Below are 24,123 nucleotides of genomic sequence, written 5' to 3'. Positions count from 1 at the left end.
TCAAACTTTTCCTTTGCCATCTTGTCAGACGCCCTTTGTTGATCTGGGGACCGCGCCCCGTGCTTCACTGCCGGCGGCATGTATTGCCATTGGCGAGGAAAATCAAGCAGGCTTGGGTAGGATCGAAGCAAGAGACTGGGCCCCGCGCGACAACACCCTCATCGGGTGCGATGCAGTCCGGCGGGCCAGACGAAATCGCGGGCGCGGGAGTGCGCAGAGCCTACAGGTCGGCAGGTGTATCTACAGCCTCTTCTGCGGCAGCATCAGATGCGGTTGCAATGGCATCGGGGTCCGGTGTGAACCACCCCTCTTCCCTGTTTTGCTTCACAAGGAACCGCTCGACCGCCTTGGCCGCGTTCTGACTGAGTTCCTTGAGTTGCTCTTCTGCCGTCATCGTGTAGCCGGTGCCTATGATGGGCGCGGTGCCGAAGGTTTCCAGCACGGTGATCTGTTCGGGTTCGTCGTTCAGCTTGCCACCCGCGGCATCATCCCAAACCGTGACGTTGAGGATAAGCGCCGATTTGGGTGCCAGCACCAGCGGGATGCCGGGTTGGGCCAAAACGTAACCTTCGACCGAAATGCCGAAATGATAGCGGCTGGCCCCGTCATACCGCCCGAACCGTTCAGCCATTGCCGCTTTGACGGCAGTTGTCAGTTCCTGTTCGGTAGCGGGGCGGCTTAGCGGGCCGCGCTGCGCGTTCTCGGCCACGACGATATTATGCTCAAGCCGGAAGTCGCCCAGGGGCACCGGTGCGTCGTTCAGATCACGGTTGCTGGCACATGCCGACAGTGCGGCCATCATCACAAGGCCCAAAACCCAACGCATCATTACTGCACGCTCCCCGTTTTCTTGGCTCCCCGGATAGCTCAGGTGCGGCGTTGGTGCAATTGCTCACGGCCATGTCGCGGCTATATCCCGTAGGGTAATGGAGGGAAACATGCCCGATACCGCCCTGCCCCGCCCGCTGCCTGTGCGCGTTCCGCTTGTTGATGGCGAATGGGGGATCTGGAAAAGCCTGCGGGAGGCGCGCAAGAACGTCCTGCGCATCATCCCCGACGTGACGACCCGGCAGCCCATCGTATCCGGCAAGACCGGCAAGCGCTGGCACATGATCACCGACCCCGAGGCCATCAAACGGATGGTCCTGGACAATCTGGACAATTACCCGAAATCGCTGGTGACCAAGAACCTGCTGAAGCCTGCCATTGGCGAGTCAATCTTTATTGCCGAAGGGGCCGAGTGGCGCTGGCAGCGCCGCACCGCTGCGCCAGTGTTCACCCATCGCAACATGATGAATCTGGCACCCATCATGACCGGCGCCGCGGAACGCTGTGCCGACCGTATTGCTGCGGCGGGGCCGCGGGCGGTGAACTTGCTGGACGAGATGGTGAACACCACCTTTGACGTGATCGCCGATGTCACCTTTTCCGGGGGTGAGGCGTTTGACCGGGCAGGCGTGCACCGGGCCATCGAAGACTACATCGCCGAGGCCGGGAAGGTGTCGCTGTTCGACATTATCGGCGCACCGGACTGGGTGCCGCGCCCGGGGCGCGTGATCTCGGGTCAGGCGATGCGCGAGACAAAGGCGGTGGCCGACCGCGCCATCGAGGATCGTGCGGCGCGGGCCCATGATGGCGTGCCGGATCTGCTGGATTTGTTGATGGCGGGTGAGGATCCAAAGTCAGGGCGCAAGATGACAACCGCCGAGCTGCGGGACAATTTGCTGACCTTTATCGTGGCGGGGCATGAGACGACCGCGTTGACGCTCGCGTGGTCGATGTACCTGCTGTCCTATGATCCGGAGGTGCAGGAGCGCGCCCGGGCGGAGGCGCAGTCAGTGCTGCAAGGGCGCGCGGCGACGGGAGAGGATGTTGCGGACCTGCCGTTCATCCGCTGCATTATAGATGAGGCGCTGCGTCTATATCCGCCCGCCGGGATGGTATCGCGTACAGCGATGGCCGACGATGTGCTGTGCGGGCGCGAGATCAGGAAGGGCGATACCTGCATCATCCCAATCTACGCGCTGCACCGTTCGAAGCTGTTATGGGACAACCCGGATGCCTTCGATCCGGATCGCTTTGCCGACCGGAAGTCGGTGGATCGCTATGCCTATATGCCCTTTGGGGACGGACCGCGCATTTGCATCGGGGCGTCCTTTGCCTTGCAGGAGGCGGTGATCATCCTGGCCACGCTGATCAACCGGTTCCGGTTTGCGCCCGTGCCGGGCAAAGAGCCAGAGCCGGTGATGATCCTCACCTTGCGCCCCGAAGGCGGGGTGTGGCTGACGGCAGAGGCGGCCTAGTCGTCCTCGCAGATGTCTTGCAATGCGGTCCATTGGGCGTCGGTCAGAACGGGCGTCCAACTTTCGCCCTCGGGTACAGCGGCCCGTGCGCGGTCGATCCGGTCGGACAGTGACGGGTGCGACATGAAATGCGACAGGACCCCGTCATTGTCGCCGTATTTGTCGCGGAGCCGTTGGAACATATCGCCGAGTGCGGAGGGCGAGATGTTGGCTTGCTCCAGCGCTTCGTGCGCGAAGGCATCGGCGGCTTCCTCAGCGCCTTGGGAATAGTTCGCGTCGATGAGACGTTCGGCCAGGAACAGGACCACCGCGCCGCCCGCGAAGTCGCCAAAGAGCAGGCCCAGAACGCCGATACTGCCCGCCGACCGCAGGGCGTGGCGCGTGGGGTCGCGGCTGACCACGTGGCCCAACTCGTGGGCATAGACGGCCGCCACTTCTTCGGGCGTTTCGGCGGCGTCGATCAGGCCGCGGAGGAATACGACATAGCCGCCGGGCAGAGCGAAGGCGTTGATCATCGGGTGGTTGAGGACGAAAACCGACATTTCCGTGCCTTCGGGCATGGCAGGGTCGAACGTGGCCGCCATGGCGTCAAGCGCGGCCCGTCCTTCGGGCGCTTCGCAGACGCGGAGGGGGCCAAGAGCGTTGTTTCCCAGCGCGTCGCGGATCTGATTGAACGTCGCCTCACCCAGCGCGCGTTCGGCGCGGGGTGGGATGAAGTTGGCAAGCTGGTCGGCCATGAGCGGGATCAGGACACCAATCTGGAGTGCGACAGCAGCGACCGCACCCGCGGCCCAAAGGGCAAGCCGTCCACGGCCCTTGGGCGGGGCAGCGCGGTTAAGATTGGGCGATGGTGGCAACGTACCTGCATCCGCGACATAGAGCCGCGCAACGGGATCGGTGGTCAGCCGCAGGACGGTGTCGATCCCGGCAGGATGATCCTCGACAGCGCGGACATCCGCCATGGGCCAGAAGATGTCCGCAGCGCCGTCGCGCGCGAGAACAAGATGGGTCCGATCCGAAGACGGCGTGATGTAGACCGGTACGGGCGTTGGCTTGTCGCCATCGAAATAGGTGGCCTTGGTCATATCGCGGCCCCCAGATCGAGGGCTTCGGCAAAGCCTTCGGCCTCGGCAAATTCGTCGCGGGCCACCTGACTGACGTCCTGCAATCCATCATGCGTGGGCAGCGACAGGGTGCCCGCCATGTGGCGCATCAGCGGGAAGGTGACGAAGGTGTTGTAGACCACCGACCACATCAGGAACACACCGAAGTACAGGATTACGGATGCTGTAATGGTTAGCCACCTCGGCGCAGTACCAATGACACCGGCGTCGATGCCGCCCACGTTGTTCAGGACGTTCAGACCGATGACGGGCACTAGGATGATCAACAGCAGCAACAACCCCAAAACCAGGACGAGATAAGCGAGGATCGTACCACCCGCATAGATCCATGCCACGCGCCCGGTGCGGAGCTTGGAGGCAAAGGTGACGCCGGGAGCAGACTTGTGGTTGGCCATCATGCGCCGTGCGCCGAAAATGTAGTGAACAACGCCGACATAGACGGCGAGGACCAGAGGCAGCAACAACCACAGCCGCCAGATCGCCTGCGATGGGCCGTCCTCCAGCCCCTCCACGTCAATCTCTAAACCGGTGGCGCCGGCGACAAACCCGCGCAAGAAAAGGTCGAAAAACGGGCCGATGGGTTGCAGGACCATCACCCAAAGCGTCCAGAGACCGCATGCCACAACCGCCAGGAAAAGCGGTACCATAGGACGGTAAAGCATTGTCCAGTGCCCGCCTTGCATCAGCTTGGCCGAGCCAAAGAAGGTCCTGTCAGTGCGGTATTTCTCCAGATAGAAGGTCATACGCGGCCACAGGATGCCCGCCGAGCAGACCGTGATCAGCCAATGCACGCAGGCCCGCCAGGCGTAGCCCCACGCGCCGGGCTCAAGCCCGAACCGTACGCCGCGCCAGCGGGTGCGGCCCAACACGTAGCGCCAGGCACGGTAGCGGGCATAGAACCACAGCGGGATAACGCCCAAAAAACTGAGGAAGTAGCCCGCGACGTTGCCGTCGAAGACCGAGAAGCTGATGAACATCAGGATCAGGTTCACGACCCCGATGTAGAAGGTCAGGATCACCACCGCGATGAAGAAGCCAAGCAGCTTCTCCCACGGGTCGCCGACATATTCCATAGGGTGCCCGCCCGGGCGGATCGACGACCAGAAATAGCGGCGCAGGCGCGTCTTCATCCAGAAACGGTAAAACCCCAGCGTGAGAATCGACCAGAAGCCGGTTTTCAACGCCAGCCAGAACACGGCACCCCGGCGGCCGACAAAGCCAATAGGCAGCGCGCCGTCAGGTAAAGGTGTTGTCTCGTGGGAAGCCGCGGGGGGCCATCCGCCCTGCGCCTGCGCGCTTTCCGCGCCACTCGGCGAGGTCGGTTTCGGTTCTTGTCCGTCCTGCGGGATCGAGCCAACTGAGCCCGTCTGCCAGGGTGAAGGTGGTTGCATCGCTCAGGCCCCCGTCCTTGTACTTTTGCAGACGTACGCCCTTGCCCCGCGCCATCTCGGGCAATTCCTCAAGTCCGAACACCAACACTTTGCGGTTCTCACCCACGACGGCGATGCAGTCGCCGTCCGCCGGTTTGCAGACCGCCATCTTCACGTCGCCCCGCACGTTCAGCACCTGCTTGCCCGTGCGGGTCTGGGCGATCACCTCATCCTCCGGCACGATGAATCCGTCGCCCGCAGACGATGCGACCAAAAGCTTACGACCGGGTTTATGGGTCAGCAGCGAGTGGATCTGCACCTCGTTCGGCAGGTCGATCATCAGGCGCAGAGGTTCACCCATGCCCCGCCCACCCGGCAGGTTCGAGGCGGAAACGGTATAAAACCGCCCGTTTGAGCCCACGATAATCAGCCGGTCGGTGGTTTCGGCATGGAAGATGAAGCGCGGACCGTCGCCGTCCTTGAACTTCAACTCGCGGGTCAGGTCGATGTGGCCCGTCATCGCGCGGATCCAGCCCATCTGGCTGCACACGACAGTGATCGGTTCACGGTCGATCATCGCCTCAAGCGGGACGTCCTCGACCTCGCTCGCCTCGGCGAAGGTGGTGCGACGTGCGCCACCCTCGTAGTCCTTGCCGAACTTCTTTTTCGTCTCGCGCATCTGATCGGCGATGGCCTGCCATTGCAGATCCTCGCTGTCGAGCAGGTCCTCGAGGACGGCGCGTTCCTCCATGAGTTCAGATTGCTCGCGCAACAGCTCCATCTCTTCGAGGCGCCGCAGGGAGCGCAAGCGCATGTTTAGGATCGCTTCGACCTGCACCTCGCTGAGTTCGCCGCTGCCGGGAGCAGGCGGCACATAATCCGCCTCGGTCATCGCCCGCGGATGATCCTTCCCCCAATCCTCGCGCATCAGCGCGGCCTTCGGATCATCGTCGTAGCGGATGATGTCGATCACGCGGTCGAGGTTTAGGAAGGCAACAATCAGCCCCTCCAGCACCTCCAGCCGGTGGTCGATCTTTTCCATGCGGTGCTGGCTGCGGCGGATCAGCACCTCGCGCCGGAAATCGAGGAAGGCGCGCAGCACTTCCTTCATCGAGCAGACCTTGGGCGTGACGCCGTCGATCAGCACGTTCATGTTGAGTGAGAACCGCACTTCGAGGTCCGAATTGCGATAGAGCATGCCCATCAGCACGTCGGGGTCCACGTTCTTGGACCGGGGTTCAAGGATCAGGCGGATGTCGTCAGCGCTCTCATCCCGGACATCGCCAAGGATCGGCACCTTCTTGGTCTGGATGACCTCGGCCAGCTTTTCGATCAGCTTGGATTTCTGGACCTGATAGGGGATTTCGGTGACGACGATCTGCCACTGGCCGCGGCCCAGATCCTCAACCTCGTACCGGCAGCGCAGGCGGAAGCCGCCCTTGCCGGTGCGGTAGGCTTGCGCGATGGCTTCGGCTGGTTCGACGATGATGCCCCCGGTGGGGAAGTCGGGGCCGGGCACGTAGTTCAGAAGTGTGTCGTCGCGGGCATCGGGCGTCTTGATCAGGTGCAGGCAGGCGTCGCAGAGTTCTGCGATGTTGTGGGGCGGGATGTTGGTAGCCATGCCTACGGCGATCCCAGACGACCCATTGGCCAGCAAGTTCGGGAACTGCGCAGGCAGGACAACCGGTTCGGTCAGCGTGCCGTCGTAGTTTTCCCGGTAGTCCACAGCGTTTTCGTTCAGGCCCTCAAGCAGCGCCTCGGCCACGGCGGTCATCCGCGCCTCAGTATAACGGGAGGCGGCTGGGTTATCGCCGTCGATGTTGCCGAAGTTGCCCTGCCCGTCGACCAGCGGGTAACGGACGTTAAAGTCCTGCGCGAGCCGCGCCATCGCGTCGTAGATCGCGGCATCGCCGTGCGGGTGATAGTTGCCCATCACATCGCCCGAGATTTTGGCCGACTTGCGGAAGCCCCCAGTTGAGGACAGGCGCAGCTCCCGCATGGCGAACAGGATGCGCCGGTGCACAGGCTTCAGACCGTCGCGCGCATCCGGCAGTGCCCGGTGCATGATCGTCGACAGCGCATAGGTCAGATACCGTTCCCCCAGCGCGCGGCGCAGGGGTTCGGACAGGTCCATGTTGGGGGTGTCGGTCGTATCAGACATAGATGAGGTGTAGCCGCCCCCTTGGCCGGGAACAAGCGGTCAGGTGATCGTTCTGCCGTGGCGGAACCAATGACCGACGCGGCGCGTTGCCCTGACACCACAGCACAGCAGCGCGGGGAAAACTGACCGACATTTACCAGTGTTTGGAATCGTTCGGTTTGTTATCGTGTTTCCAGTGTCATTGAGCTGCTTTTGTGACGCATCGGGTATGTTTGGGGGAAACACACGGTATGTGGCGTTTTATCATTGTGACGTTCGGATTTCTGGCCTTCGCCTTTTACGAGATGAGCGGGGGTGCAGATTTCGATGCTGAAGCCACCCGGTTGGCTCGGATTGACGTGCCGGTTGCGGTTGAAGAAGACAAACTGGAGCGCGTGGTTGAAGCGGCCCCGGCCCAGCAAGCCGTGTTGCCTGAGAATGTCACGCGCGTGTCATTGAACCTCAACAGCGTGAATGACGTGCTGCGCCCGCAGCGCAACGTGCCTACAACCCCCGCACGCCAACTGCCCGCGGCTGACGACAGCGCTGCGACCGATGTCGCCCTGTCCGAAGAGGAACCCACCGTCATCCTGCCCAGCCTGATCCTGGACACGGCGGTGATCACACCTGTGGATTTCAACGCGCGCGCCGCGGTCGAAGAGAGCACTGAAGAAGTACGTGAGGTCACGGCGCGCAGCGTCAACGTGCGCGGCGGCCCCGGAACGGACTTTTCCGTGGTCAACCGCCTCACACGTGGTGATGCTGTCGAAATCCTGCAGGACCCCGGCAATGGCTGGGTCAAGTTGCGCCCCGTCGGCGGCGGCACAGTCGGCTGGATGGCAGATTTCCTTTTGAGCGAAGGCTGATTGCAGAGGGCGCACCGCGCGCTATTGTCCCGCTCGGAAACGAGCAGGACAGACCATGACACAAAGATCGGTTTTGATCACCGGGTGCTCCTCGGGGATCGGATACGCGGCGGCACATGGATTGCGGGAGGCCGGTTGGAGGGTCTTTGCATCTTGTCGCAAGGCCGAGGATTGCCTTCGTCTGCAAGCTGAAGGTTTCGACAGCCCCCGGATCGACTATGCGGATGCCGACACGATCCACGCGGGACTGGCTGAGATACTGCAGGCCACGGGCGGCACGTTGGATGCTCTGTTCAACAACGGGGCCTTTGGCACACCCGGCGCAGTGGAAGACTTGCCAACCGATGCACTCAGGGCGATTTTCGACGCCAATTTCTTTGGCTGGCACGAACTGACGCGCGCCGTCATCCCAGTAATGCGGGAACAAGGGCATGGGCGCATCGTGCAGTGTTCATCGGTTCTGGGTTTTGTGACTATGCCGTGGCGGGGGGCTTACAACTCCACCAAATACGCGCTTGAGGGGCTGACACAGACCCTGCGGGTCGAGATGCGGGACACGCCGATCCACGTGGTCTCGGTCCAGCCGGGGCCGATCACGAGCAAGATCAGGGTCAACTCGATCCCGCATTTCGAGCGCTGGATTGATTGGGAAGGATCGGTGCGTGTCGTTCAGTATCGCAAGAAGTTGCGCAAGCGTTTGTATGAAGACAGCGGACCCGATACGTTCGAATTGCCTGCCGATGCGGTCGTCAGAAAACTGCGCCATGCGCTGGAGGCGCCGAAACCGCGCCCCGTCTACATGGTGACAACGCCCACCTATTTGATGGCCGCACTCCGCCGCATCTTGCCCGTGCGCGCGCTCGACTGGGTGCTTTCTCGCGGGTGACCCAACGCCGCGTTCGCTTTTGAACATGCGCCGCCTACATGATGCCAAGACAAGAAAAAGGGACAGTGAACCATGGGTTCTGACGCATTATTCATCTTGATCGTACTGGCCTGTCTGGCCGTGGTTGTCGTGCTGATGCTGGGCCTTGGCGGCTTTGCCAAAGGCTCGGGCTGGGCCAAGGCCAATTCGAACAAACTGATGCGTTACCGGATCGGCGCACAATTTGTGGCCGTCCTATTGATCTTGGCCTATGTGGCACTGCGCGGAACGGGGAACTGAGCATGGTTGTACTGAACAAGATCTACACGAAAACGGGTGACGCGGGCGAAACGGCCCTGGGAAACGGCGCACGGGTGGCAAAACACGCGATGCGGGTCACAGCCTATGGCACAGCGGACGAGTTGAACGCCTTTCTCGGTGTCGCTCGGTTGGAAGCGACGGGCGACATTGATGTGTCACTAAGCCGTATCCAGAACGACCTGTTCGACCTGGGCGCTGACCTGTGCCGCCCAGACATGGAAAAAGATGCCGAGGCCGAATACCCGCCACTGCGCATGACCGACGCGCAAGTGTCACGGCTTGAGGCAGAAATTGACGCCATGAACGGTGACCTTGAGCCCCTGCGCAGCTTCATTCTGCCAGGTGGGTCTGCCCTCTCGGCCCATCTGCATGTGTGCCGCACCGTCGCACGCCGCGCCGAACGGCTGGCCGTGGAACTGGCAACGATGGAGGCGGTGAACCCCGCAGCGGTGAAATACCTGAACCGTCTGAGCGACTGGTTCTTTGTGGCGGCGCGTATCGCGAACAACGGCGGCAAGGATGATGTCCTCTGGGTACCCGGAGCAAACCGCGACTAACCCTGCAACGGCTCCCACAACTCAATTGGTGTGCCTTCGGGATCGGCAAGATGCGCAAAGCGTCCAATCTCGGGCACATCACCGACTTTCTCGACCGAGACGCCCGCCTCCTCAAGCTGCGCGACCATCTTGTCGAGGTTTGGGACCCGGAAGTTCAACATGAACGCCTTGTCAGCGGCAAAGTACTCTGTGTCGGCGGCAAATGGCGCAAACACGGTCGCGCCCCCCTTGGCCATCCACGGCGTCTGGTCCGTGGCCGTGGGCACCAGATTGATACCGAGCATATCGCGATACCACATGGCGAGGCTTTCCGGGTCTTTCGACCGGAAGAAAAAGCCCCCAAATCCCGTCACCTTTTCCATTCCCGCCCCTCCGTCCAGCTTTCCAACAGTGTATCAAAGTTTCCGTTCAGCCGCATCGCGTTGAAAACGCGGCGTTCAAAGACGATGACGCGACGATTTTGTCCTGTTTCCGTTACGGCGTCTTGGGTAAACCGTGCGGGATACTCTAGTTCGGCTGTCAAAGCTGAGTCGTTAATTTGAGGAGAGGAACGCTCATGAAGGTGCTTGTGCCCGTCAAACGCGTGATCGACTACAACGTGAAGGTGCGCGTGAAAGCGGACGGTTCCGGGGTCGATCTCGCCAACGTGAAAATGTCGATGAACCCGTTTGACGAGATTGCCGTCGAACAGGCCATCCGCCTGAAAGAAGCAGGTCAGGCCGAGGAAGTCGTCGCCGTGTCCATCGGCGTCAAGCAAAGCCAGGAAACGCTGCGCACGGCGCTGGCCATGGGTGCGGACCGCGCAATCCTCGTCATCGCTGCGGACGACGTGCACACCGATATCGAGCCGCTGACGGTTGCCAAGATCCTCGCCAAAGTGGTCGAGGAAGAGCAGCCCGGCCTCGTGCTGTGCGGCAAGCAGGCGATCGACAACGACATGAACGCCACCGGCCAGATGCTGTCGGCCCTGCTGGGCTGGAGCCAGGCCACGTTCGCCTCCGAGGTTGAGGTTGCTGGCGACAAAGCGAAAGTCACCCGCGAGGTTGACGGTGGTCTGCAGACCATCGAGGTGAACATGCCGACCGTCATCTCGGTTGACCTGCGCCTGAACGAACCGCGCTATGCGTCGCTGCCCAACATCATGAAAGCCAAGAAAAAGCCGCTGGATGAGAAAACAGCCGCTGATTACGGCGTCGAGACAGCGCCGCGGCTTGAAATCGTGAAAACGGCAGAGCCCGAAGCACGCGCTGCAGGCATCAAGGTGGGCTCGGTCGAAGAGCTTATGGAAAAACTCAAAGAAGCGGGGGCTGTGTAATGGCTGTTCTTCTTCTCGCAGAAATCAACGACGGCGAACTGGCAATGGACGCCACGGCCAAGGCCGTGACCGCCGCCAAAGCGCTGGATGACGTAACCATTCTGGCCACCGGTGCAACCTGCGCCGATGCCGCCGCAACGGCTGCCACAATTGAAGGCGTGGCCAAGGTGCTTTGCGCCGAGGATGCGCTGTACAGCAAGCGTTTGGCCGAGCCGGTCGCGGACCTGATCGTGTCGCTGGCTGGCGACTACGAACACATCGTTGCCCCAGCCACCACCGACGCCAAGAACATCATGCCCCGCGTTGCAGCCCTGCTGGATGCGATGGTGATCTCGGATGCAACAGCGGTTGTCGACGGCAACACGTTCGAACGCCCGATCTACGCGGGTAACGCCATCCAGACCGTGAAAACGGGCGACGGCAAGAAGGTCATCACCTTCCGGACGTCCACGTTCGATGCGGCTGGCACCGGCGGTTCGGCCTCGGTCGAAACCATTGGTGCTGCGGCAGATCCTGCCCTGTCGGCTTGGGTCGAAGACAAGGTGGCCGAAAGCGACCGTCCCGAGCTGACCTCGGCTGGCGTGGTTGTGTCCGGTGGGCGCGGTGTCGGCTCAGAAGACGACTTTGCGCTTATCGAAAAGCTGGCGGACAAGCTGGGCGCCGCCGTTGGCGCGTCCCGTGCCGCTGTCGACTCGGGCTATGCACCGAACGACTGGCAGGTGGGTCAGACCGGTAAAGTTGTCGCCCCAGACCTCTATGTGGCCGTGGGCATCTCGGGCGCAATTCAGCACCTTGCAGGCATGAAGGACTCCAAAGTCATCGTCGCCATCAACAAGGACGAAGAAGCCCCGATCTTCCAGGTGGCGGATTACGGGCTGGTCGCCGACCTGTTCGACGCCGTGCCGGAGATGATCGAAAAGCTGTAAGCGCTTTTTTGACATGCAACGATTTGAAAGCCCGCCGATCCCTCGGCGGGCTTTTTCAATTCATGACGGGCACAAGGGATTGGGCAATTTCGTTGTGAGCCACAGGTCCCAGCATCAGCTTGGCCGCCGGCGCGTCCATCTCGTTGAACACCATGCCATCGGTGCCAGCATCGATCGCGCTGTCTGAAATAACCGTCTCGACATATTCGGTGGCCAGCTCCGACACCTTGTCGATCATCTCCCGTGAGACAAACGCCAAGTCCGCCTCCGGATCCGTCGCGGACGCTTCCGGTGTCTGGCGCGATGCCCAAAGAAGTACCGTCCGGCCCTTGATCTGGCTCAGCACCAGTCGCATCCGCGCCACCCACGCCGTTTGCAACTCTTCCACAACCGTCTCGAACCGTTCGGGAGAGATCAACTCCAACCGCGCCAGCATATGATTGGTGAAGTTGAACTCGGCAAAATCTACCTCGCGGTAGATCGCGCGCAAGAGCGACGACGCTTCGACAAAGCGATCATTGCGGCGCGGATGCACGCGGTAGAACCGGTTCGACATGTTGCGTGGGCTGGTGATCTGGATCACCGTGGTTTGCGCCATACCCGACACATCCCGCAAATACGGATCGGTGGCAAAGACATCGACCCCGCCATTCAACGAGCCAAAATTCACGCACGTGATACCCGTGGCCTGCTCAACCAGGTCTGGAAAGGGCGACGCAACAAATTTCCCGTAGGTGATTGACCCACCAAAGAACGCAACAAACGGTCCGTCCAGAGACCGACGCGGCCCGCGAAACAAAACTTTCGAATTGCCGTACCTGCACGGCAGATAGTCAAGTCCCCCCGGACCCAACGACTCAATACTCATGAGACCCACTCTCACTATTTTTCCCGCAATCATCATCGCAGCGGTGGGTTGACGAAGCCCTAACGAATTTGGGCGTTAGTAAGGCAGCGCATCCCCTTGCCCCCGGTGTGCGGCTGACCCTATGGTGCGGCGACTGGACATGAGGGCGGCTATGGACATCGAGACGGTCGGGATTGTAGGTGCCGGGCAAATGGGCAACGGCATCGCGCACGTGATGTCGCTGGCAGGCTACGACGTCATGCTGAATGACATCTCGGGCGAGGCGCTGGCCGCCGCGATGGCAACGATTGATCGCAACCTCGAACGGCAAGTGAGCCGCGACAAGATCAGCGCCGAGGACAAGTCCGCAGCACTTGCGCGCATCCAGACCACACAGACCCTCCCCGATCTGGGCCAAACCGATCTGGTGATCGAAGCCGCGACCGAACGGGAGACGGTGAAACAAGCCATCTTCGAAGACCTGGTGCCGCATCTGCAGCCGCACACGATCCTGACGTCCAACACATCGTCCATCTCGATCACGCGACTGGCGAGCCGCACGGACCGGCCCGAAAAATTCATGGGCTTCCACTTCATGAACCCCGTACCGGTGATGCAGCTGGTCGAGCTGATCCGGGGCATCGCGACCGACACAGAAACCTTTGAAGCCTGCGCAACCGTCGTCGAAAAGCTGGGCAAGACGGCTGCCACGGCCGAGGATTTCCCTGCCTTTATCGTCAACCGCATCCTGATGCCGATGATCAACGAGGCGGTCTATACGCTCTACGAAGGGGTCGGGTCGGTCAAATCCATCGACTCGTCCATGCGGCTGGGCGCAAACCACCCGATGGGCCCGCTGGAACTGGCAGACTTCATCGGGCTCGACACCTGCCTTGCCATCATGAACGTGTTGCATGACGGGCTGGCAGATACCAAGTATCGCCCCTGCCCCCTGCTTACGAAATATGTCGAAGCTGGATGGCTGGGGCGCAAAACGCAGCGCGGGTTCTACGACTATCGGGGCGAAACGCCTGTTCCAACGCGGTAGCGTTTTCTGACACAGAAAACGGACCGGAATTTTTGTAAAATTCCGGGGCCCTCAGTCCTTGAGGGCCATCGTATGGTCCCGCAGCCACGCCATGAACCCCCGCGGGTCATCCTTGTAGCCCGTCACAAGTTCCGGATCGAGCGGATGGCCGACAATCGGAGCCTGCGGCTTGTTGCACGACCGCACGATCTCATGCAGCAGCAACCCCTGCCGCAGCATCGGCGACACCTTGTCCGCGATATGGTAGGCGCGACTGTTCGAACCGGGAAAGCGCATCGGCACGACGGTCGCACCTGACCGTCGGATCAACTGCGCGGTAAAGACGTTCCATTCGGCCTCAACCGCCGGTCCCCACCACGTCTCGGACGTGGCGACAACGCCTGACGGAAACAGGGCAACCACACCCCCCTCTTTCAGATGCGCCATCGCCTTGGCCCGCATCTCGACCCCTTTACGCTGCGCGTCAGCGTCGTGCGGGAACGGAACAGGGATCATGTAGCTGCCTGCCACCTCGTCAATAACGGTCAGAAGTGAACGGGTGAGAATGCGGTAATCCGGGCGCACGCGGCCAATCAGATCCGCAAAGATCATCCCATCCACCATCCCATGCGGGTGGTTGGCCACAACAATCACCGGACCCTCTTTGGGAAGGCGATCAAGCTGCTCCTGCGGTGTGGTCAGGTCAATGCCCATCACGTCCAGACAGGCACGCCAGAAGGCTTGGCCACTGGGTGCGCCCTGCCGTTCAAACTTGCGGATCAGGCGCAGGATGGTCAACTTGCCGGTAAAGGCCTCCATCACCCGGATAAAGCTCGCCTTCCACGGGTCATCAAAGGTCGACGCATAGGACAGGCTACGGCGGTCATACGTATTGAACGACACCGTTTCAGGTTCCGGCTTTGCAACCTTCGTCATATTATGTGTGCTATCGACCAAGCGACGTCACCTTCTATCGGCGTATGGACCATGCCGGCCCGGTTGGCTCAGGCGTCTTCCCCGAACTTGTCAGCCACCAACGCGCTGAGCGCATCTGCCAACGGCTCGGCATCTGGGCCCGAAGTTTCAACGTCAATAAAACTTCCCTTCGGCGCTGCCAACATTAAAAGGCCCATAATGCTGTCGCCTGATGCAGACATACCATCCTGGCTGACGGTGGCGCGGGCATCGAACGCCTCAACCACCTCGACCAATTTGGCGGATGCACGCGCGTGCAATCCTTTGATATTCACGATTTCCAGCTTGCGTTGGGACATAGTCAGGTATCTGCGCCTATATTCTGGCTGTCGATATATTTCTTACCTGCGCTCAGGGCGGCCTGTACGGCATCCGACACATGCAACTTCCGGCTCTTGGCCAGCTTGATCAGCATCGGCAGGTTGGCACCATAAAGTATCCGCCGGTTCTGCGGCTTGCAAGCCAGGAGGCTCAGGTTGGACGGGGAACCGCCGAAAAGGTCGGTCACCACAACCACGCCATCGCCGGTATCAACGTCATCGGCTGCGGTGCAAATCTCGGTTTCCTTGGCCTTGCGGTCATGATCAGCCTCGATGGCGATGGCGCGCACACCCGGTTGTGCCCCCACAACATGCTCAATCGCGCGAAGGTATTCCCCCGCGAGCCCGCCATGTGCGACAATCACGATCCCGATCAAGCTGATGCCTCTTCGCGTTTGCGGCGATCCAGTTCCCGATGCCGAATAGACACCTGCCAGCCAGCCTCCGCAAGGGCTGCCGCGACGGTTTCCGCCATGGCAACCGACCTGTGCTGGCCGCCCGTGCAACCGAATGCAACCGAGAGGTGAGATTTGCCTTCATCCAGCACAGCGGGCAACTGCCAGAGCAGCAAATCACGCAATCGTGTCTCGAACTCCCGGGCGCGTGGGTCGGACGCGATGTGCTCTTTCACGTCGGCATCCAGACCCGTTTTCTGACGCAGCGCAGGTTTCCAATACGGGTTCTTCAAAAACCGGCAGTCGAAGACCATGTCCACGGATCGCGGCAGGCCCCGCTTGTAGCTGAAGCTTTGCACCGACACGGCCAACTGGCTTTGCTCACCGGGTGAGAACCAGTGTTCCACCTCGGCCCTCAGTTGGTGCACGTTCAAATCAGACGTGTCGATCAACACATCCGCCCGCGCCCTGACAGGGGCAAGCAGGTCCTTTTCGCGCAAGATACCCGCCTCCACCCGGTCGGCTTCGGCAAGCGGATGGCGACGGCGCGTTTCGGAAAATCGGTTGAGCAGCACGTCGGTCTGACAATCGAGGTACAAAAGCTCCGGCATCACGCTGGGCACTGCCGCGATCTGCCCCAACGCATCGTTGATCGCAGTCGCGGTGAAATCCCGGTTTCGTGGGTCCAGCCCCAGCGCCACTGGCGTTTCGCGCGACGGGTCATCCAACAGGGCGCGGATCAGCCGCATCGGCATGTTGTCGATGGCCTCATAGCCAAGATCTTCGAGCACACGGATGGCGCTGGAGCGCCCCGCCCCCGACGGGCCGGTCACAAGTACTAGGCGGCGGGCAGTGGGCATCGCGGTCTCACTCCGTGTCGCTTCGTCCGCCTTTCACGTATTGCAACACGGCAAAGGGCCAAGCCGGGGTGTCCACTTTGTGAATACACGGAAATGCTTGGTTCAGGATGACGGCTTGATGTGGGACGGGCAAGCGCTGGGTCTCCAGCACGTCCAGATCAACGACCAGGTGCAGCGGCGCCGTCACACTCTTGGCGTTCAGAATGCCCACCCCACGCGCTTCGATCTGATCGCGGATCGTGGTTGGTGCACTTAACAGAATCCCGCCTGTTTCGTGTGTGAGGTCCGTTTGATCATCCGAGATCAAGCTCGCCCCCAGCCCCATCAGCTGTAGCGCCAGGCTGGACTTTCCGCTGCCGGATGCACCACGGATCAGAACACCGCGCCCATCCACGGCGACTGCGCTGGCATGCAGGCGCAAAGTATCGGTCATGCGAGGTTAGACGGGCAGGCCAACAACAAAGCGGGCGCCCAAGGGTTCGGACGTGATGTCAGCGTCCGTGGGGCGAATGTTTTCAGCCCAGATCACGCCGCCATGCGCCTCGACTATCTGCTTGGAGATGGCGAGGCCAAGGCCTGAATTGTTGCCAAAATGCTCTTCGGGGCGTTGCGAGTAGAACCGCTTGAAAATCTTGGTCAGCGCCTGATCGGGGATGCCGGGACCGGTGTCTTCGACCACCACCAGCACGCGGTTCTCGCGCTTGCGCGCCCAGACCCGTATCGCATCGCCATCCTCGCAGAACGAAATGGCGTTGGTGATCAGGTTGACAAAGACCTGCGCCAGCCGCGCCTCCAGCCCCTGCACCTCGATGGGATGCGCAGGCAGGTCAGTGATGAATTCGATCCCCTTGCCGCGCGCGTCCTCGCCCAGGTACTGGCTCAGATTTCCGAGCATTTGCAGCAGGTTGAACGGCTCTTCCTCTTCCTTGACCAGCTCGCTGTCCAGGCGGGACGCATTCGAAATATCGCTGACCAAGCGATCAAGGCGCCGCACATCGTGGTCGATCACGTCGAGCAGTTTCTCGCGTTGATCTTCCCGCTTGATCATCCGCAACGTGCCCACGGCAGACCGCAGCGAGGCGAGCGGGTTCTTGATCTCATGGGCGACGTCAGCCGCGAATTGTTCGTTCCCATCGATCCGATTGTAGAGCGCCGCGATCATGCCGCGCAAAGCGCCCGACAGGCGGCCAATCTCGTCCGGGCGGGCTGTCAGGTCGGGGATCCGGATGCGCCCAGGGTTCACCTTGCGCGCATTCTTGTCCCGCCCAAGCTCCGCAGCCGCGGCGAGGTCGGCCAAGGGATTCGCAATGGTCGAGGCGAGCACCAGGCTCAGGCCAATCGACACCAGCGTCGCGATGACAAACATCTGCAACACCCGCTCGCGTTCACCCCGCACCAGCGCGTCGATTTCACCTGAAGCGCTGGTGAGGGCAATCACGCCCACGGACCCGCCATCATGCTCGATTGGGGTCACGACGCTGAACATCACCCCGCCGGCAACGGTGAGGTTCTCGCTAATCTGCGTGTCACCCGCCAAGCTGCGCGCGACAAACGGACGTAGCTGGTCTTCTACAGACGCAAATTCGGCTTCTTCGGCGCTCGAAAACGGATGCGAAATCTGTTCCCACAACCAGCCAAGGCCATCCGTGAGAAGCGCCCTATTCTCGGTTCCGGTTGCCTGGTTGGGCAGCGGCGCAAGGGTCCCTTCGCTTTGGGCGACAAGAACCTCCTCGGGGTCAAACACATAGACCTCATGCCCGGCACGCAGATCAAGCGCGGCAAGGGTGTCAGGTATGTTGGCACCGTCACCGGTGGCAAGGCTGACCGGCGCGCCAGTCGGCAACTGCGCCTCGATCACATCGGCCACCAACTCGGCCTGCGCGACCAGAGCCGACAGGCGCTGCATTGCCAGGCTTTCGCGCGTCGAATTGAGATACAGGATGCCAGCGACCAGAACGTTCAACGCAATCAGGTTGAACGTGATGATCTTGCGCGCCAGCGGCGAGGCGCGCAGTGACATCAGGCCACGCCGCGCGCGCCCATCACGCAACTCTGTCGCCGCGGATGTCTCCGGTGCGACCCAGTCTTCCCCAAGCAGGACGTCACCGTCGCGGGAAGGAGGTGTGCTTGTGTCTCGCACTGCTGCCCTTTCGGCCTGCGCCCATTCTGGGCGCGCCCTCTATGCGTTACTCTTCGTTGTAACGATATCCGATGCCATACAGCGTCTCAATCGCCGAGAATTCATCGTCGGCGCTGCGCATCTTCTTGCGCAAACGCTTGATATGACTGTCGATGGTGCGGTCGTCGACATAGACCTGATCGTCATAGGCAACGTCCATCAACTGATCCCGCGACTTCACGAACCCGGGGCGTTGAGCCAGCGCCTGAAGCAGCAGGAATTCCGTCACCGTCAGCGACACATCCTTGCCCTTCCAGCTCACCGCATGACGCAGCGGATCCATGCGCAGATCGCCGCGTTCCATCACCTTGGTCTCTTCGCTGTCACCAACCACATCACCTGCAACAGCGTCCTGCCGACGCAGCAGCGCGCGGATACGCTCGACCAGCAAACGCTGCGAAAACGGCTTTTTCACATAGTCGTCCGCGCCCATGCGCAGGCCCAGAACCTCGTCAATCTCGTCGTCCTTGGACGTCAGAAAGATGACCGGCATAGTGGTCTTCTGGCGCAACCGCTGCAGCAGATCCATGCCGTCCATACGCGGCATCTTGATGTCCAGCACCGCCATGTCCGGCAGACGCTTATTGAACGCATCCAATGCGGCCTGACCATCGTTATATGTTTCGACCTCGAACCCTTCTGCCTCGAGCGTCATGGAGACGGACGTGAGGATATTCCGGTCGTCATCCACTAGTGCAATTTTTGACATTGCCTGTTTCCTTATACTGCTCGTACCATTTGTTTTTTCGGCCATTGTCTCGGTTTTGGCCTTTCGAATCAATCCATAAGTGCGAATCAGTGGGTAAATCCTCGGTCAGACTGACCAGAAAGTGGTTAGGAATGACTAAATTGCCGCACATTCTCGCCGAGAGTGCACAGCCCTGAAACACTGTTTGCGCAACCGGTCGCGATGATGGCGCTAACCTTGGCGGCAGCCCTATTCACCTTGTGAATCCGCGTGTTAAGACGCCGGAATACGGCGACGCGATGTCGCTTACTGGCCTTCGGGCCAGCCTCTTACCAACAACGCCGCATGGCGGCTTCAGGAGAGTTCACATGACATTTGGACGGGTAAACCCGCAGTTCCGCCTCGAAGATCAAGGGATCAATGGGCTGGGCGATGTCTATTACAACCTGATCGAACCCGCCTTGATCGAGCGCGCGCTCGAACGGAAGGAAGGCACGCTGGGCAAGGGCGGCACGTTCCTCGTGACCACCGGCAAGTTCACAGGCCGTTCGCCCAAGGACAAACATGTCGTCAAAACCGACAGCGTCGCCGACAGCATCTGGTGGGACAACAACGCCGCCATGTCGCCGGAAGGCTTCGATGCCCTCTACGAAGACATGCTGGAGCATATGAAGGGCCGCGAGTACTTCGTGCAGGACCTGACCGGCGGTGCCGACCCCAGCTACTCCATCAACGTCCGCATGGTGACCGAACTGGCCTGGCACGGCCTCTTCATCCGCCACATGCTCCGTCGCCCCGATGCCGAAGACCTCAAGGACTTCATCGCGGACTTCACCGTCATCAACTGCCCGTCCTTCCAGGCGAACCCCGAACGTCATAATTGCCGGTCCGAGACCGTCATCGCCATGAACTTCGACCGCAAGATGATCCTGATCGGCGGCACGGAGTATGCGGGCGAGAACAAGAAGTCGGTGTTCACCCTGCTCAACTACCTGCTGCCCGACCGCGGCGTGATGCCGATGCACTGTTCGGCCAACCACGCGCAGGGCAACCCGGTCGACACGGCGATTTTCTTCGGCCTTTCGGGCACGGGCAAGACGACGCTCTCCGCCGACCCCGGCCGCGTGCTGATCGGCGACGATGAACATGGCTGGTCCGACCGCGGCACCTTCAACTTCGAAGGGGGCTGTTACGCCAAGACCATCAACCTCAGCGCGGAAGCTGAGCCGGAAATCTACGCCACAACCGAGAAATTCGGCACGGTGATCGAAAACATGGTGTTCGATCCCGACACCAAGGATCTCGACTTCGAAGATGACAGCCTGACCGCGAACATGCGCTGCGCCTACCCGCTGCACTATATCTCAAATGCGTCGTCCTCGGCGCTTGGCGGGCACCCCAAGAACATCATCATGCTCACCTGCGATGCCTTCGGCGTCCTGCCCCCAATCGCGCGGCTGACGCCTGCGCAGGCGATGTACCACTTCCTGTCGGGCTTCACGTCCAAGGTTGCGGGCACCGAGCGTGGCGTGACCGAGCCTGAGCCCACATTCTCGACCTGCTTCGGCGCACCGTTCATGCCGCGTCGGCCCGAGACGTACGGCAAGCTCCTGCAGGAAAAGATTGCCAAGCACGGCGCGACCTGCTGGCTGGTGAACACCGGCTGGACCGGCGGCGCATACGGCACAGGCAGCCGCATGCCGATCCGCGCCACACGCGCGTTGCTGACGGCTGCGCTGGACGGCACATTGGCCAAGGGCGAATTCCGCAAGGATCCCAACTTCGGCTTTGACGTGCCCGTCTCCGTGCCCGGCGTGGCAGACATCCTGCTCGATCCGCGCCGGACGTGGGATGATGCCGCTGCCTACGACACGCAGGCGGCCAAACTGGTCGATATGTTCTCGAACAACTTCGAACAGTACCTGCCCTATATTGATGACGACGTGAAAGCCGCCGCCATCAGCTAAAGGCTCTCGCCCGGGGCCTCAGGCGGCCTCGGGCACCACATCCGACAGCGGTATATTCAACAGGTATTCTAGATCCTCGCGGCTGTTATAGGCGAGGAACGTGTCGATCGGGGCGTCACGCCCCTCTATCACCCATTTCAAAACGCTCGGCTCAAGGTGCAGGTATCCTATTCGCGCCGCAAACCCCTTGTACGCCACCACATCCAGGATAAAGCCGTAGATCCAGTCCGGGTCCCAGCGCTGCATCATCTCAAGCATACCCGTACGACCAAGTACGGGCGCCAGTCCCACGCCGCGATATTTGCCACGCTCTGGCGCAACCCAGAACTCCCCGTGGTACGCCGCCATACCACTGATCTTGTGGGTTCCGGGTGTCGCGCGAAACCGCGAGCGGTCCAGATCGACACCTTTCAGCGGCGGCGGAAAAGCCCGGAACTGCCGCAGCAGATAGCCGCTGAGCGGGCGAGCGGATAGGCGAACACGCTTTGCCGCCTGCGTGTGAATCAATTCTCCATCTTCGCTTCGTCCGATCAGCCAGAACGCATTTGCCTTTCCCAGCCCGTATCTTTCAGGATCAAAAGGCGCCCCCAACTTCTGCACAAGGCGCTCTTCTTCCACGATATCCCTGTACGCTTCAAAGTCGGTTCCAGTGGTCAGGGTGATTCCCTGAGACAACAGAATTTTACGGCTCGTCGCAATGAACGGGGCCGCATGATCGGAAAGCTGCACAGTCACAAATGTCACTCCTTTGACGCATTACGCCAAAGGCATGGAAGATCATTACAACCGCCACGAAACACTCGCTAGATATGGCTAGGTCAGAACGGCGGATCGCAGTTTCGTTTTCCACGATCCGCGCCGGACACAAACTGTTGGCGGATCAAGCCGCTAGGGCTTCGACCTCAGAGGTGGGCAGATCAAGAAGGAAGCGGATGTCCTCGTCGCTCATGTATACCATCACGGTCTCCATCGGATCCGGCTTGCCGTGCACATACCAGCGTAGCGCCAGCGGTTCGGCGTGCATGAAACCCATGCGCAGGCAAAATCCCTTGTAGGCCACAGGTTTAATCATGAAACCCACCACGTAATTTGCATCCAACTCACGGAGCGCAGTCAGTAGCGCGTAGCGACCCAGTATACTTGACAAACCGGAGCCACGATAACGGCTCTTGTCACCGCCAATCCATGTCTCGCCGGAGTAGACCACTTTGCCCTTAATGCGCTTGGCCCCGGGTCCAGCACGATAGCGTGACCGCTCGTAGTCTATGTCCATTTCTGAGGGCGAAAACCCGTGAAACTTCGCCCGGAAATAATCCGCGACAGAACCTGACGCCGTCGGCAATACCCGCAGTGCTTGCGTATGCATGATTTGCCCGGTCTCGTCCCGGCCGATCACCCAAACAGCGTTGCGATTGTGCAAACGATGCAGGTCCGTACGGAACGGATCACCTACAGCATGATCTGGCCTCGCCTCAGCGACATATTCTCGATATTCATCAAAATCATGCCCTAAGGTCAGCCGTATACCAAATCGGTTGAAAATATCCGAACTCGCGGCCTCGAATTTATCTGCCGCACCTATTCCATGAAATGCCATTAGCCCCTCCTGCGTTCTGCATTCAAGGCTGAAGTTAACCTATTTTAAGTTGCGTCGCCGAAATTTGTCATATTTCGTGAATACGTACTCCTACATGAGCATGTCCTCCGGCATCAGACGCAACATGTCGTTGGTAACACTGTGTATTTCCACATCATACGTACGGCGCACGACGGTGATCATTGCATAACTGTGGTCCGGATATCGGCCTCCCAGCAACAACCTTTCGTAGCATATCGGCGATAGTACGCCGTCATCCCCGCGGGGGAACAACGTGTACACGTGGTCCAAACGCATCGACTGAGTCGCCTCGACCTCTTGGTATGCAGCGTCCACCAAAAGGCCAAACCCACTCCCGCCCGGCATCTCGCCGAGCGACGCCCCAATGCTGGACCGTGCACGTTTCCAGCCAAACCAACTCACATACGAACTTAAGTCCCCTACCTCGGTGAAAAGCCAACGACCGTTCACTGAGCGCGATACGGTGCAGTAGGGCCGCACGTCTTTGAATGCGTCATCCTCAATGTATCCTCCGGCCATTGACCACGCACGAATAACCGAATGCAGAAGGTCCCCAGTCGACGAAAACGCACGCGCGATGGGGTGCTGCTGCTGATAATGGCACCACCCACTCGTATCTTCGTGCCTGAGAAATTGCAGGCCATTGATCTGCCCGGACTGTCCAGTCAACCAGCCAGTGCCTCGCGCCAGGATATCCAATGCCTCGGGCAGTGCCTTTCGCCCTGCGTCGGTCAGCAAGTACCGTCTGTTTTCAACCGTGAACAGCTTGGCTTGCTTGGCCTCTTCCAACTGCGAGATATGGCGCCGCACGGTCTGGCGCGTGCTGTTCAACTCCGCCACGGCGTGCGACAGGTTCAGCGTCTGCGCAAGCGTCGTGAACGAGCGCATCATCTCGAACAGAAGCGGTTGATTTACGTCTGTCAAATTGCGTGTTGGTGCATTCACGATCAAACCCGATGTATGATCCACAATACATCTATGTTAAATGAATCATACACTAATGCAACATTTACGTGTGGTCTGGGGTGTAAATCTACTCAGTTGAACCAATGCGTGTACTGAGCCATCACTTCCATCAGAACAACCGGAGGTAATTAGTTATGTCGCATCCCGTCGATACGCACGTTGGCAAGCGCCTGAAACAAATTCGCACCCTGCGGCGGATGTCCCAAACCGATGTCGCCAAGCGTTTGGAGCTGTCTTTCCAGCAGATCCAGAAATACGAGATCGGGTCGAACCGAATCGCTGCCAGCCGCCTTTACGAGCTGTCGCGCATTCTTGATGTCCCCACCTCATACTTCTTCGAGGGTCTGGCAGAACAGGAAGTTGCACCTCGGGCCGACCGTGGTCTCGACATCGTGAACGCACTGGCCACGATCGAAGACGAAAGAATCAAGTCGCGCATCGTGACATTTATCGAGGACGTGTCCGGCCTGACGGTCGCACGCAAAGCCTCCTGA

Annotated in this window: 26 protein-coding genes; 10 read left to right on the top strand and 16 right to left on the bottom strand. The window is 60.5% G+C overall.

Annotated elements, in window-relative coordinates; all coding sequences use genetic code 11:
* Nucleotides 1–220: 220 nt before the first annotated feature.
* Nucleotides 221–829 (bottom strand): hypothetical protein, encoded by a 609-nt coding sequence (locus RA29_RS01730; RefSeq protein WP_039682299.1) that lies wholly within the window; start codon nucleotides 827–829, stop codon nucleotides 221–223.
* Nucleotides 830–938: 109 nt separating this feature from the next.
* On the opposite strand from RA29_RS01730, the gene RA29_RS01725 reads away from it, so the two are divergent.
* Nucleotides 939–2,303: a cytochrome P450 gene (locus tag RA29_RS01725; protein WP_039682400.1), complete on the top strand. Its 1,365-nt coding sequence runs from the start codon at nucleotides 939–941 to the stop codon at nucleotides 2,301–2,303.
* Here the strand turns inward: RA29_RS01725 and RA29_RS01720 are convergent.
* The 3 genes from RA29_RS01720 to RA29_RS01710 are packed head-to-tail and all read right to left on the bottom strand — an operon-like array spanning nucleotide 2,300 to nucleotide 6,958.
* Nucleotides 2,300–3,388, bottom strand: coding sequence for a M48 family metallopeptidase (locus RA29_RS01720; RefSeq protein ID WP_039682297.1), 1,089 nt, complete (start codon nucleotides 3,386–3,388; stop codon nucleotides 2,300–2,302). The genes RA29_RS01725 and RA29_RS01720 overlap by 4 nt on opposite strands.
* A complete protein-coding gene (locus RA29_RS01715; protein ID WP_275041496.1) occupies nucleotides 3,385–4,650 on the bottom strand; it encodes a DUF898 family protein in 1,266 nt (421 codons plus the stop codon). Before RA29_RS01715 ends, RA29_RS01720 begins: the two co-directional genes overlap by 4 nt.
* A 13-nt stretch (nucleotides 4,651–4,663) precedes the next feature.
* Nucleotides 4,664–6,958, bottom strand: a complete 2,295-nt coding sequence (locus tag RA29_RS01710) for a DNA topoisomerase IV subunit A (RefSeq protein WP_039682295.1) — start codon at nucleotides 6,956–6,958, stop codon at nucleotides 4,664–4,666.
* Nucleotides 6,959–7,188: 230 nt separating this feature from the next.
* Between RA29_RS01710 and RA29_RS01705 the strand changes: the two genes are divergently transcribed.
* The 4 genes from RA29_RS01705 to RA29_RS01690 all read left to right on the top strand — a co-directional run bounded on the left by RA29_RS01705 (nucleotide 7,189) and on the right by RA29_RS01690 (nucleotide 9,546).
* A complete protein-coding gene (locus RA29_RS01705) occupies nucleotides 7,189–7,803 on the top strand; it encodes an SH3 domain-containing protein (RefSeq protein ID WP_039682294.1) in 615 nt (204 codons plus the stop codon).
* Nucleotides 7,804–7,858: 55 nt separating this feature from the next.
* Nucleotides 7,859–8,689, top strand: coding sequence for an SDR family NAD(P)-dependent oxidoreductase (locus tag RA29_RS01700; protein WP_039682292.1), 831 nt, complete (start codon nucleotides 7,859–7,861; stop codon nucleotides 8,687–8,689).
* Nucleotides 8,690–8,761: 72 nt separating this feature from the next.
* Nucleotides 8,762–8,968, top strand: coding sequence for a twin transmembrane helix small protein (locus RA29_RS01695; protein ID WP_039682290.1), 207 nt, complete (start codon nucleotides 8,762–8,764; stop codon nucleotides 8,966–8,968).
* Nucleotides 8,969–8,970: 2 nt separating this feature from the next.
* On the top strand, nucleotides 8,971–9,546 hold the full coding sequence (locus tag RA29_RS01690) for a cob(I)yrinic acid a,c-diamide adenosyltransferase (RefSeq protein ID WP_039682288.1): 576 nt from the start codon (nucleotides 8,971–8,973) through the stop codon (nucleotides 9,544–9,546).
* On the opposite strand, the gene RA29_RS01685 is transcribed toward RA29_RS01690, so the two are convergent.
* Nucleotides 9,543–9,908 carry a VOC family protein gene (locus RA29_RS01685; protein WP_039682286.1) on the bottom strand — a complete coding sequence of 122 codons (366 nt, stop codon included), beginning with the start codon at nucleotides 9,906–9,908 and terminating at the stop codon, nucleotides 9,543–9,545. The genes RA29_RS01690 and RA29_RS01685 overlap by 4 nt on opposite strands.
* A gap of 194 nt (nucleotides 9,909–10,102) precedes the next feature.
* Here RA29_RS01685 and RA29_RS01680 point away from each other — a divergent pair, with 194 nt between their 5' ends.
* A complete protein-coding gene (locus tag RA29_RS01680; RefSeq protein WP_039682284.1) occupies nucleotides 10,103–10,861 on the top strand; it encodes an electron transfer flavoprotein subunit beta/FixA family protein in 759 nt (252 codons plus the stop codon).
* Nucleotides 10,861–11,787 carry an FAD-binding protein gene (locus tag RA29_RS01675; RefSeq protein WP_039682282.1) on the top strand — a complete coding sequence of 309 codons (927 nt, stop codon included), beginning with the start codon at nucleotides 10,861–10,863 and terminating at the stop codon, nucleotides 11,785–11,787. Before RA29_RS01680 ends, RA29_RS01675 begins: the two co-directional genes overlap by 1 nt.
* 55 nt (nucleotides 11,788–11,842) lie before the next feature.
* Here the strand turns inward: RA29_RS01675 and RA29_RS01670 are convergent, their stop codons facing one another.
* Nucleotides 11,843–12,655, bottom strand: a complete 813-nt coding sequence (locus tag RA29_RS01670) for a DUF6473 family protein (RefSeq protein WP_039682281.1) — start codon at nucleotides 12,653–12,655, stop codon at nucleotides 11,843–11,845.
* 151 nt (nucleotides 12,656–12,806) lie between these two features.
* Between RA29_RS01670 and RA29_RS01665 the strand changes: the two genes are divergently transcribed.
* A complete protein-coding gene (locus RA29_RS01665; RefSeq protein ID WP_039682279.1) occupies nucleotides 12,807–13,682 on the top strand; it encodes a 3-hydroxybutyryl-CoA dehydrogenase in 876 nt (291 codons plus the stop codon).
* Nucleotides 13,683–13,733: 51 nt separating this feature from the next.
* Here RA29_RS01665 and RA29_RS01660 read toward each other — a convergent pair whose 3' ends face one another.
* The 7 genes from RA29_RS01660 to RA29_RS01630 all read right to left on the bottom strand — a co-directional run bounded on the left by RA29_RS01660 (nucleotide 13,734) and on the right by RA29_RS01630 (nucleotide 19,099).
* Nucleotides 13,734–14,597 carry a lysophospholipid acyltransferase family protein gene (locus RA29_RS01660; protein WP_152612890.1) on the bottom strand — a complete coding sequence of 288 codons (864 nt, stop codon included), beginning with the start codon at nucleotides 14,595–14,597 and terminating at the stop codon, nucleotides 13,734–13,736.
* A gap of 68 nt (nucleotides 14,598–14,665) precedes the next feature.
* A complete protein-coding gene (locus tag RA29_RS01655; RefSeq protein WP_039682276.1) occupies nucleotides 14,666–14,935 on the bottom strand; it encodes an HPr family phosphocarrier protein in 270 nt (89 codons plus the stop codon).
* A gap of 2 nt (nucleotides 14,936–14,937) precedes the next feature.
* Nucleotides 14,938–15,333 carry a PTS fructose transporter subunit IIA gene (locus RA29_RS01650; RefSeq protein ID WP_039682274.1) on the bottom strand — a complete coding sequence of 132 codons (396 nt, stop codon included), beginning with the start codon at nucleotides 15,331–15,333 and terminating at the stop codon, nucleotides 14,938–14,940.
* Nucleotides 15,330–16,211 (bottom strand): RNase adapter RapZ, encoded by an 882-nt coding sequence (gene rapZ / locus RA29_RS01645; RefSeq protein ID WP_039682273.1) that lies wholly within the window; start codon nucleotides 16,209–16,211, stop codon nucleotides 15,330–15,332. The genes RA29_RS01650 and rapZ overlap by 4 nt, the downstream gene beginning before the upstream one ends.
* 7 nt (nucleotides 16,212–16,218) lie before the next feature.
* On the bottom strand, nucleotides 16,219–16,644 hold the full coding sequence (locus RA29_RS01640) for an HPr kinase/phosphatase C-terminal domain-containing protein (protein WP_039682272.1): 426 nt from the start codon (nucleotides 16,642–16,644) through the stop codon (nucleotides 16,219–16,221).
* A gap of 6 nt (nucleotides 16,645–16,650) precedes the next feature.
* On the bottom strand, nucleotides 16,651–18,351 hold the full coding sequence (locus RA29_RS01635; protein ID WP_039682271.1) for a sensor histidine kinase: 1,701 nt from the start codon (nucleotides 18,349–18,351) through the stop codon (nucleotides 16,651–16,653).
* Between the two features lie 46 nt (nucleotides 18,352–18,397).
* Entirely contained in the window at nucleotides 18,398–19,099 is a 702-nt protein-coding gene (locus RA29_RS01630; protein WP_039682270.1) for a response regulator transcription factor, read from the bottom strand.
* A gap of 347 nt (nucleotides 19,100–19,446) precedes the next feature.
* Between RA29_RS01630 and RA29_RS01625 the strand changes: the two genes are divergently transcribed.
* Nucleotides 19,447–21,045 carry a phosphoenolpyruvate carboxykinase gene (locus RA29_RS01625; protein ID WP_039682269.1) on the top strand — a complete coding sequence of 533 codons (1,599 nt, stop codon included), beginning with the start codon at nucleotides 19,447–19,449 and terminating at the stop codon, nucleotides 21,043–21,045.
* An 18-nt stretch (nucleotides 21,046–21,063) separates the two neighbouring features.
* Here the strand turns inward: RA29_RS01625 and RA29_RS01620 are convergent, their stop codons facing one another.
* The 3 genes from RA29_RS01620 to RA29_RS01610 form a co-directional block, all read right to left on the bottom strand.
* Nucleotides 21,064–21,780 carry a hypothetical protein gene (locus tag RA29_RS01620; protein ID WP_039682396.1) on the bottom strand — a complete coding sequence of 239 codons (717 nt, stop codon included), beginning with the start codon at nucleotides 21,778–21,780 and terminating at the stop codon, nucleotides 21,064–21,066.
* Nucleotides 21,781–21,925: 145 nt separating this feature from the next.
* The gene (locus RA29_RS01615; protein ID WP_039682267.1) at nucleotides 21,926–22,642 is read right to left on the bottom strand and encodes a hypothetical protein; all 717 of its coding nucleotides are present in this window, start codon (nucleotides 22,640–22,642) and stop codon (nucleotides 21,926–21,928) included.
* 90 nt (nucleotides 22,643–22,732) lie between these two features.
* Nucleotides 22,733–23,608 carry a LysR family transcriptional regulator gene (locus tag RA29_RS01610; protein ID WP_241462528.1) on the bottom strand — a complete coding sequence of 292 codons (876 nt, stop codon included), beginning with the start codon at nucleotides 23,606–23,608 and terminating at the stop codon, nucleotides 22,733–22,735.
* 155 nt (nucleotides 23,609–23,763) lie between these two features.
* Between RA29_RS01610 and RA29_RS01605 the strand changes: the two genes are divergently transcribed.
* Nucleotides 23,764–24,123, top strand: coding sequence for a helix-turn-helix transcriptional regulator (locus tag RA29_RS01605; protein ID WP_039682264.1), 360 nt, complete (start codon nucleotides 23,764–23,766; stop codon nucleotides 24,121–24,123).

It is taken from the genome of Tateyamaria sp. ANG-S1 (genome assembly GCF_000814025.1).
Lineage (GTDB): Bacteria > Pseudomonadota > Alphaproteobacteria > Rhodobacterales > Rhodobacteraceae > Tateyamaria.
The sequence above is the reverse complement of the archived record's forward strand: the minus strand, read 5'-3'. Positions and strand labels throughout refer to the sequence as shown.

Excerpts from the sequence above, each read along its gene's own strand:
- RA29_RS01680 (WP_039682284.1), top strand. The coding sequence starts at position 10,103 with ATGAAGGTGCTTGTGCCCGTCAAACGCGTGATCGACTACAACGTGAAG.
- RA29_RS01665 (WP_039682279.1), top strand. The coding sequence starts at position 12,807 with ATGGACATCGAGACGGTCGGGATTGTAGGTGCCGGGCAAATGGGCAAC.
- RA29_RS01685 (WP_039682286.1), bottom strand. The coding sequence starts at position 9,908 with ATGGAAAAGGTGACGGGATTTGGGGGCTTTTTCTTCCGGTCGAAAGAC.
- RA29_RS01720 (WP_039682297.1), bottom strand. The coding sequence starts at position 3,388 with ATGACCAAGGCCACCTATTTCGATGGCGACAAGCCAACGCCCGTACCG.
- RA29_RS01660 (WP_152612890.1), bottom strand. The coding sequence starts at position 14,597 with ATGACGAAGGTTGCAAAGCCGGAACCTGAAACGGTGTCGTTCAATACG.
- RA29_RS01695 (WP_039682290.1), top strand. The coding sequence starts at position 8,762 with ATGGGTTCTGACGCATTATTCATCTTGATCGTACTGGCCTGTCTGGCC.
- RA29_RS01655 (WP_039682276.1), bottom strand. The coding sequence starts at position 14,935 with ATGTCCCAACGCAAGCTGGAAATCGTGAATATCAAAGGATTGCACGCG.
- RA29_RS01710 (WP_039682295.1), bottom strand. The coding sequence starts at position 6,958 with ATGTCTGATACGACCGACACCCCCAACATGGACCTGTCCGAACCCCTG.
- RA29_RS01640 (WP_039682272.1), bottom strand. The coding sequence starts at position 16,644 with ATGACCGATACTTTGCGCCTGCATGCCAGCGCAGTCGCCGTGGATGGG.
- RA29_RS01615 (WP_039682267.1), bottom strand. The coding sequence starts at position 22,642 with ATGGCATTTCATGGAATAGGTGCGGCAGATAAATTCGAGGCCGCGAGT.
- RA29_RS01625 (WP_039682269.1), top strand. The coding sequence starts at position 19,447 with ATGACATTTGGACGGGTAAACCCGCAGTTCCGCCTCGAAGATCAAGGG.
- RA29_RS01670 (WP_039682281.1), bottom strand. The coding sequence starts at position 12,655 with ATGAGTATTGAGTCGTTGGGTCCGGGGGGACTTGACTATCTGCCGTGC.
- RA29_RS01690 (WP_039682288.1), top strand. The coding sequence starts at position 8,971 with ATGGTTGTACTGAACAAGATCTACACGAAAACGGGTGACGCGGGCGAA.
- RA29_RS01705 (WP_039682294.1), top strand. The coding sequence starts at position 7,189 with ATGTGGCGTTTTATCATTGTGACGTTCGGATTTCTGGCCTTCGCCTTT.
- RA29_RS01725 (WP_039682400.1), top strand. The coding sequence starts at position 939 with ATGCCCGATACCGCCCTGCCCCGCCCGCTGCCTGTGCGCGTTCCGCTT.
- RA29_RS01605 (WP_039682264.1), top strand. The coding sequence starts at position 23,764 with ATGTCGCATCCCGTCGATACGCACGTTGGCAAGCGCCTGAAACAAATT.
- RA29_RS01700 (WP_039682292.1), top strand. The coding sequence starts at position 7,859 with ATGACACAAAGATCGGTTTTGATCACCGGGTGCTCCTCGGGGATCGGA.
- rapZ (WP_039682273.1), bottom strand. The coding sequence starts at position 16,211 with ATGCCCACTGCCCGCCGCCTAGTACTTGTGACCGGCCCGTCGGGGGCG.
- RA29_RS01730 (WP_039682299.1), bottom strand. The coding sequence starts at position 829 with ATGATGCGTTGGGTTTTGGGCCTTGTGATGATGGCCGCACTGTCGGCA.
- RA29_RS01675 (WP_039682282.1), top strand. The coding sequence starts at position 10,861 with ATGGCTGTTCTTCTTCTCGCAGAAATCAACGACGGCGAACTGGCAATG.
- RA29_RS01630 (WP_039682270.1), bottom strand. The coding sequence starts at position 19,099 with ATGTCAAAAATTGCACTAGTGGATGACGACCGGAATATCCTCACGTCC.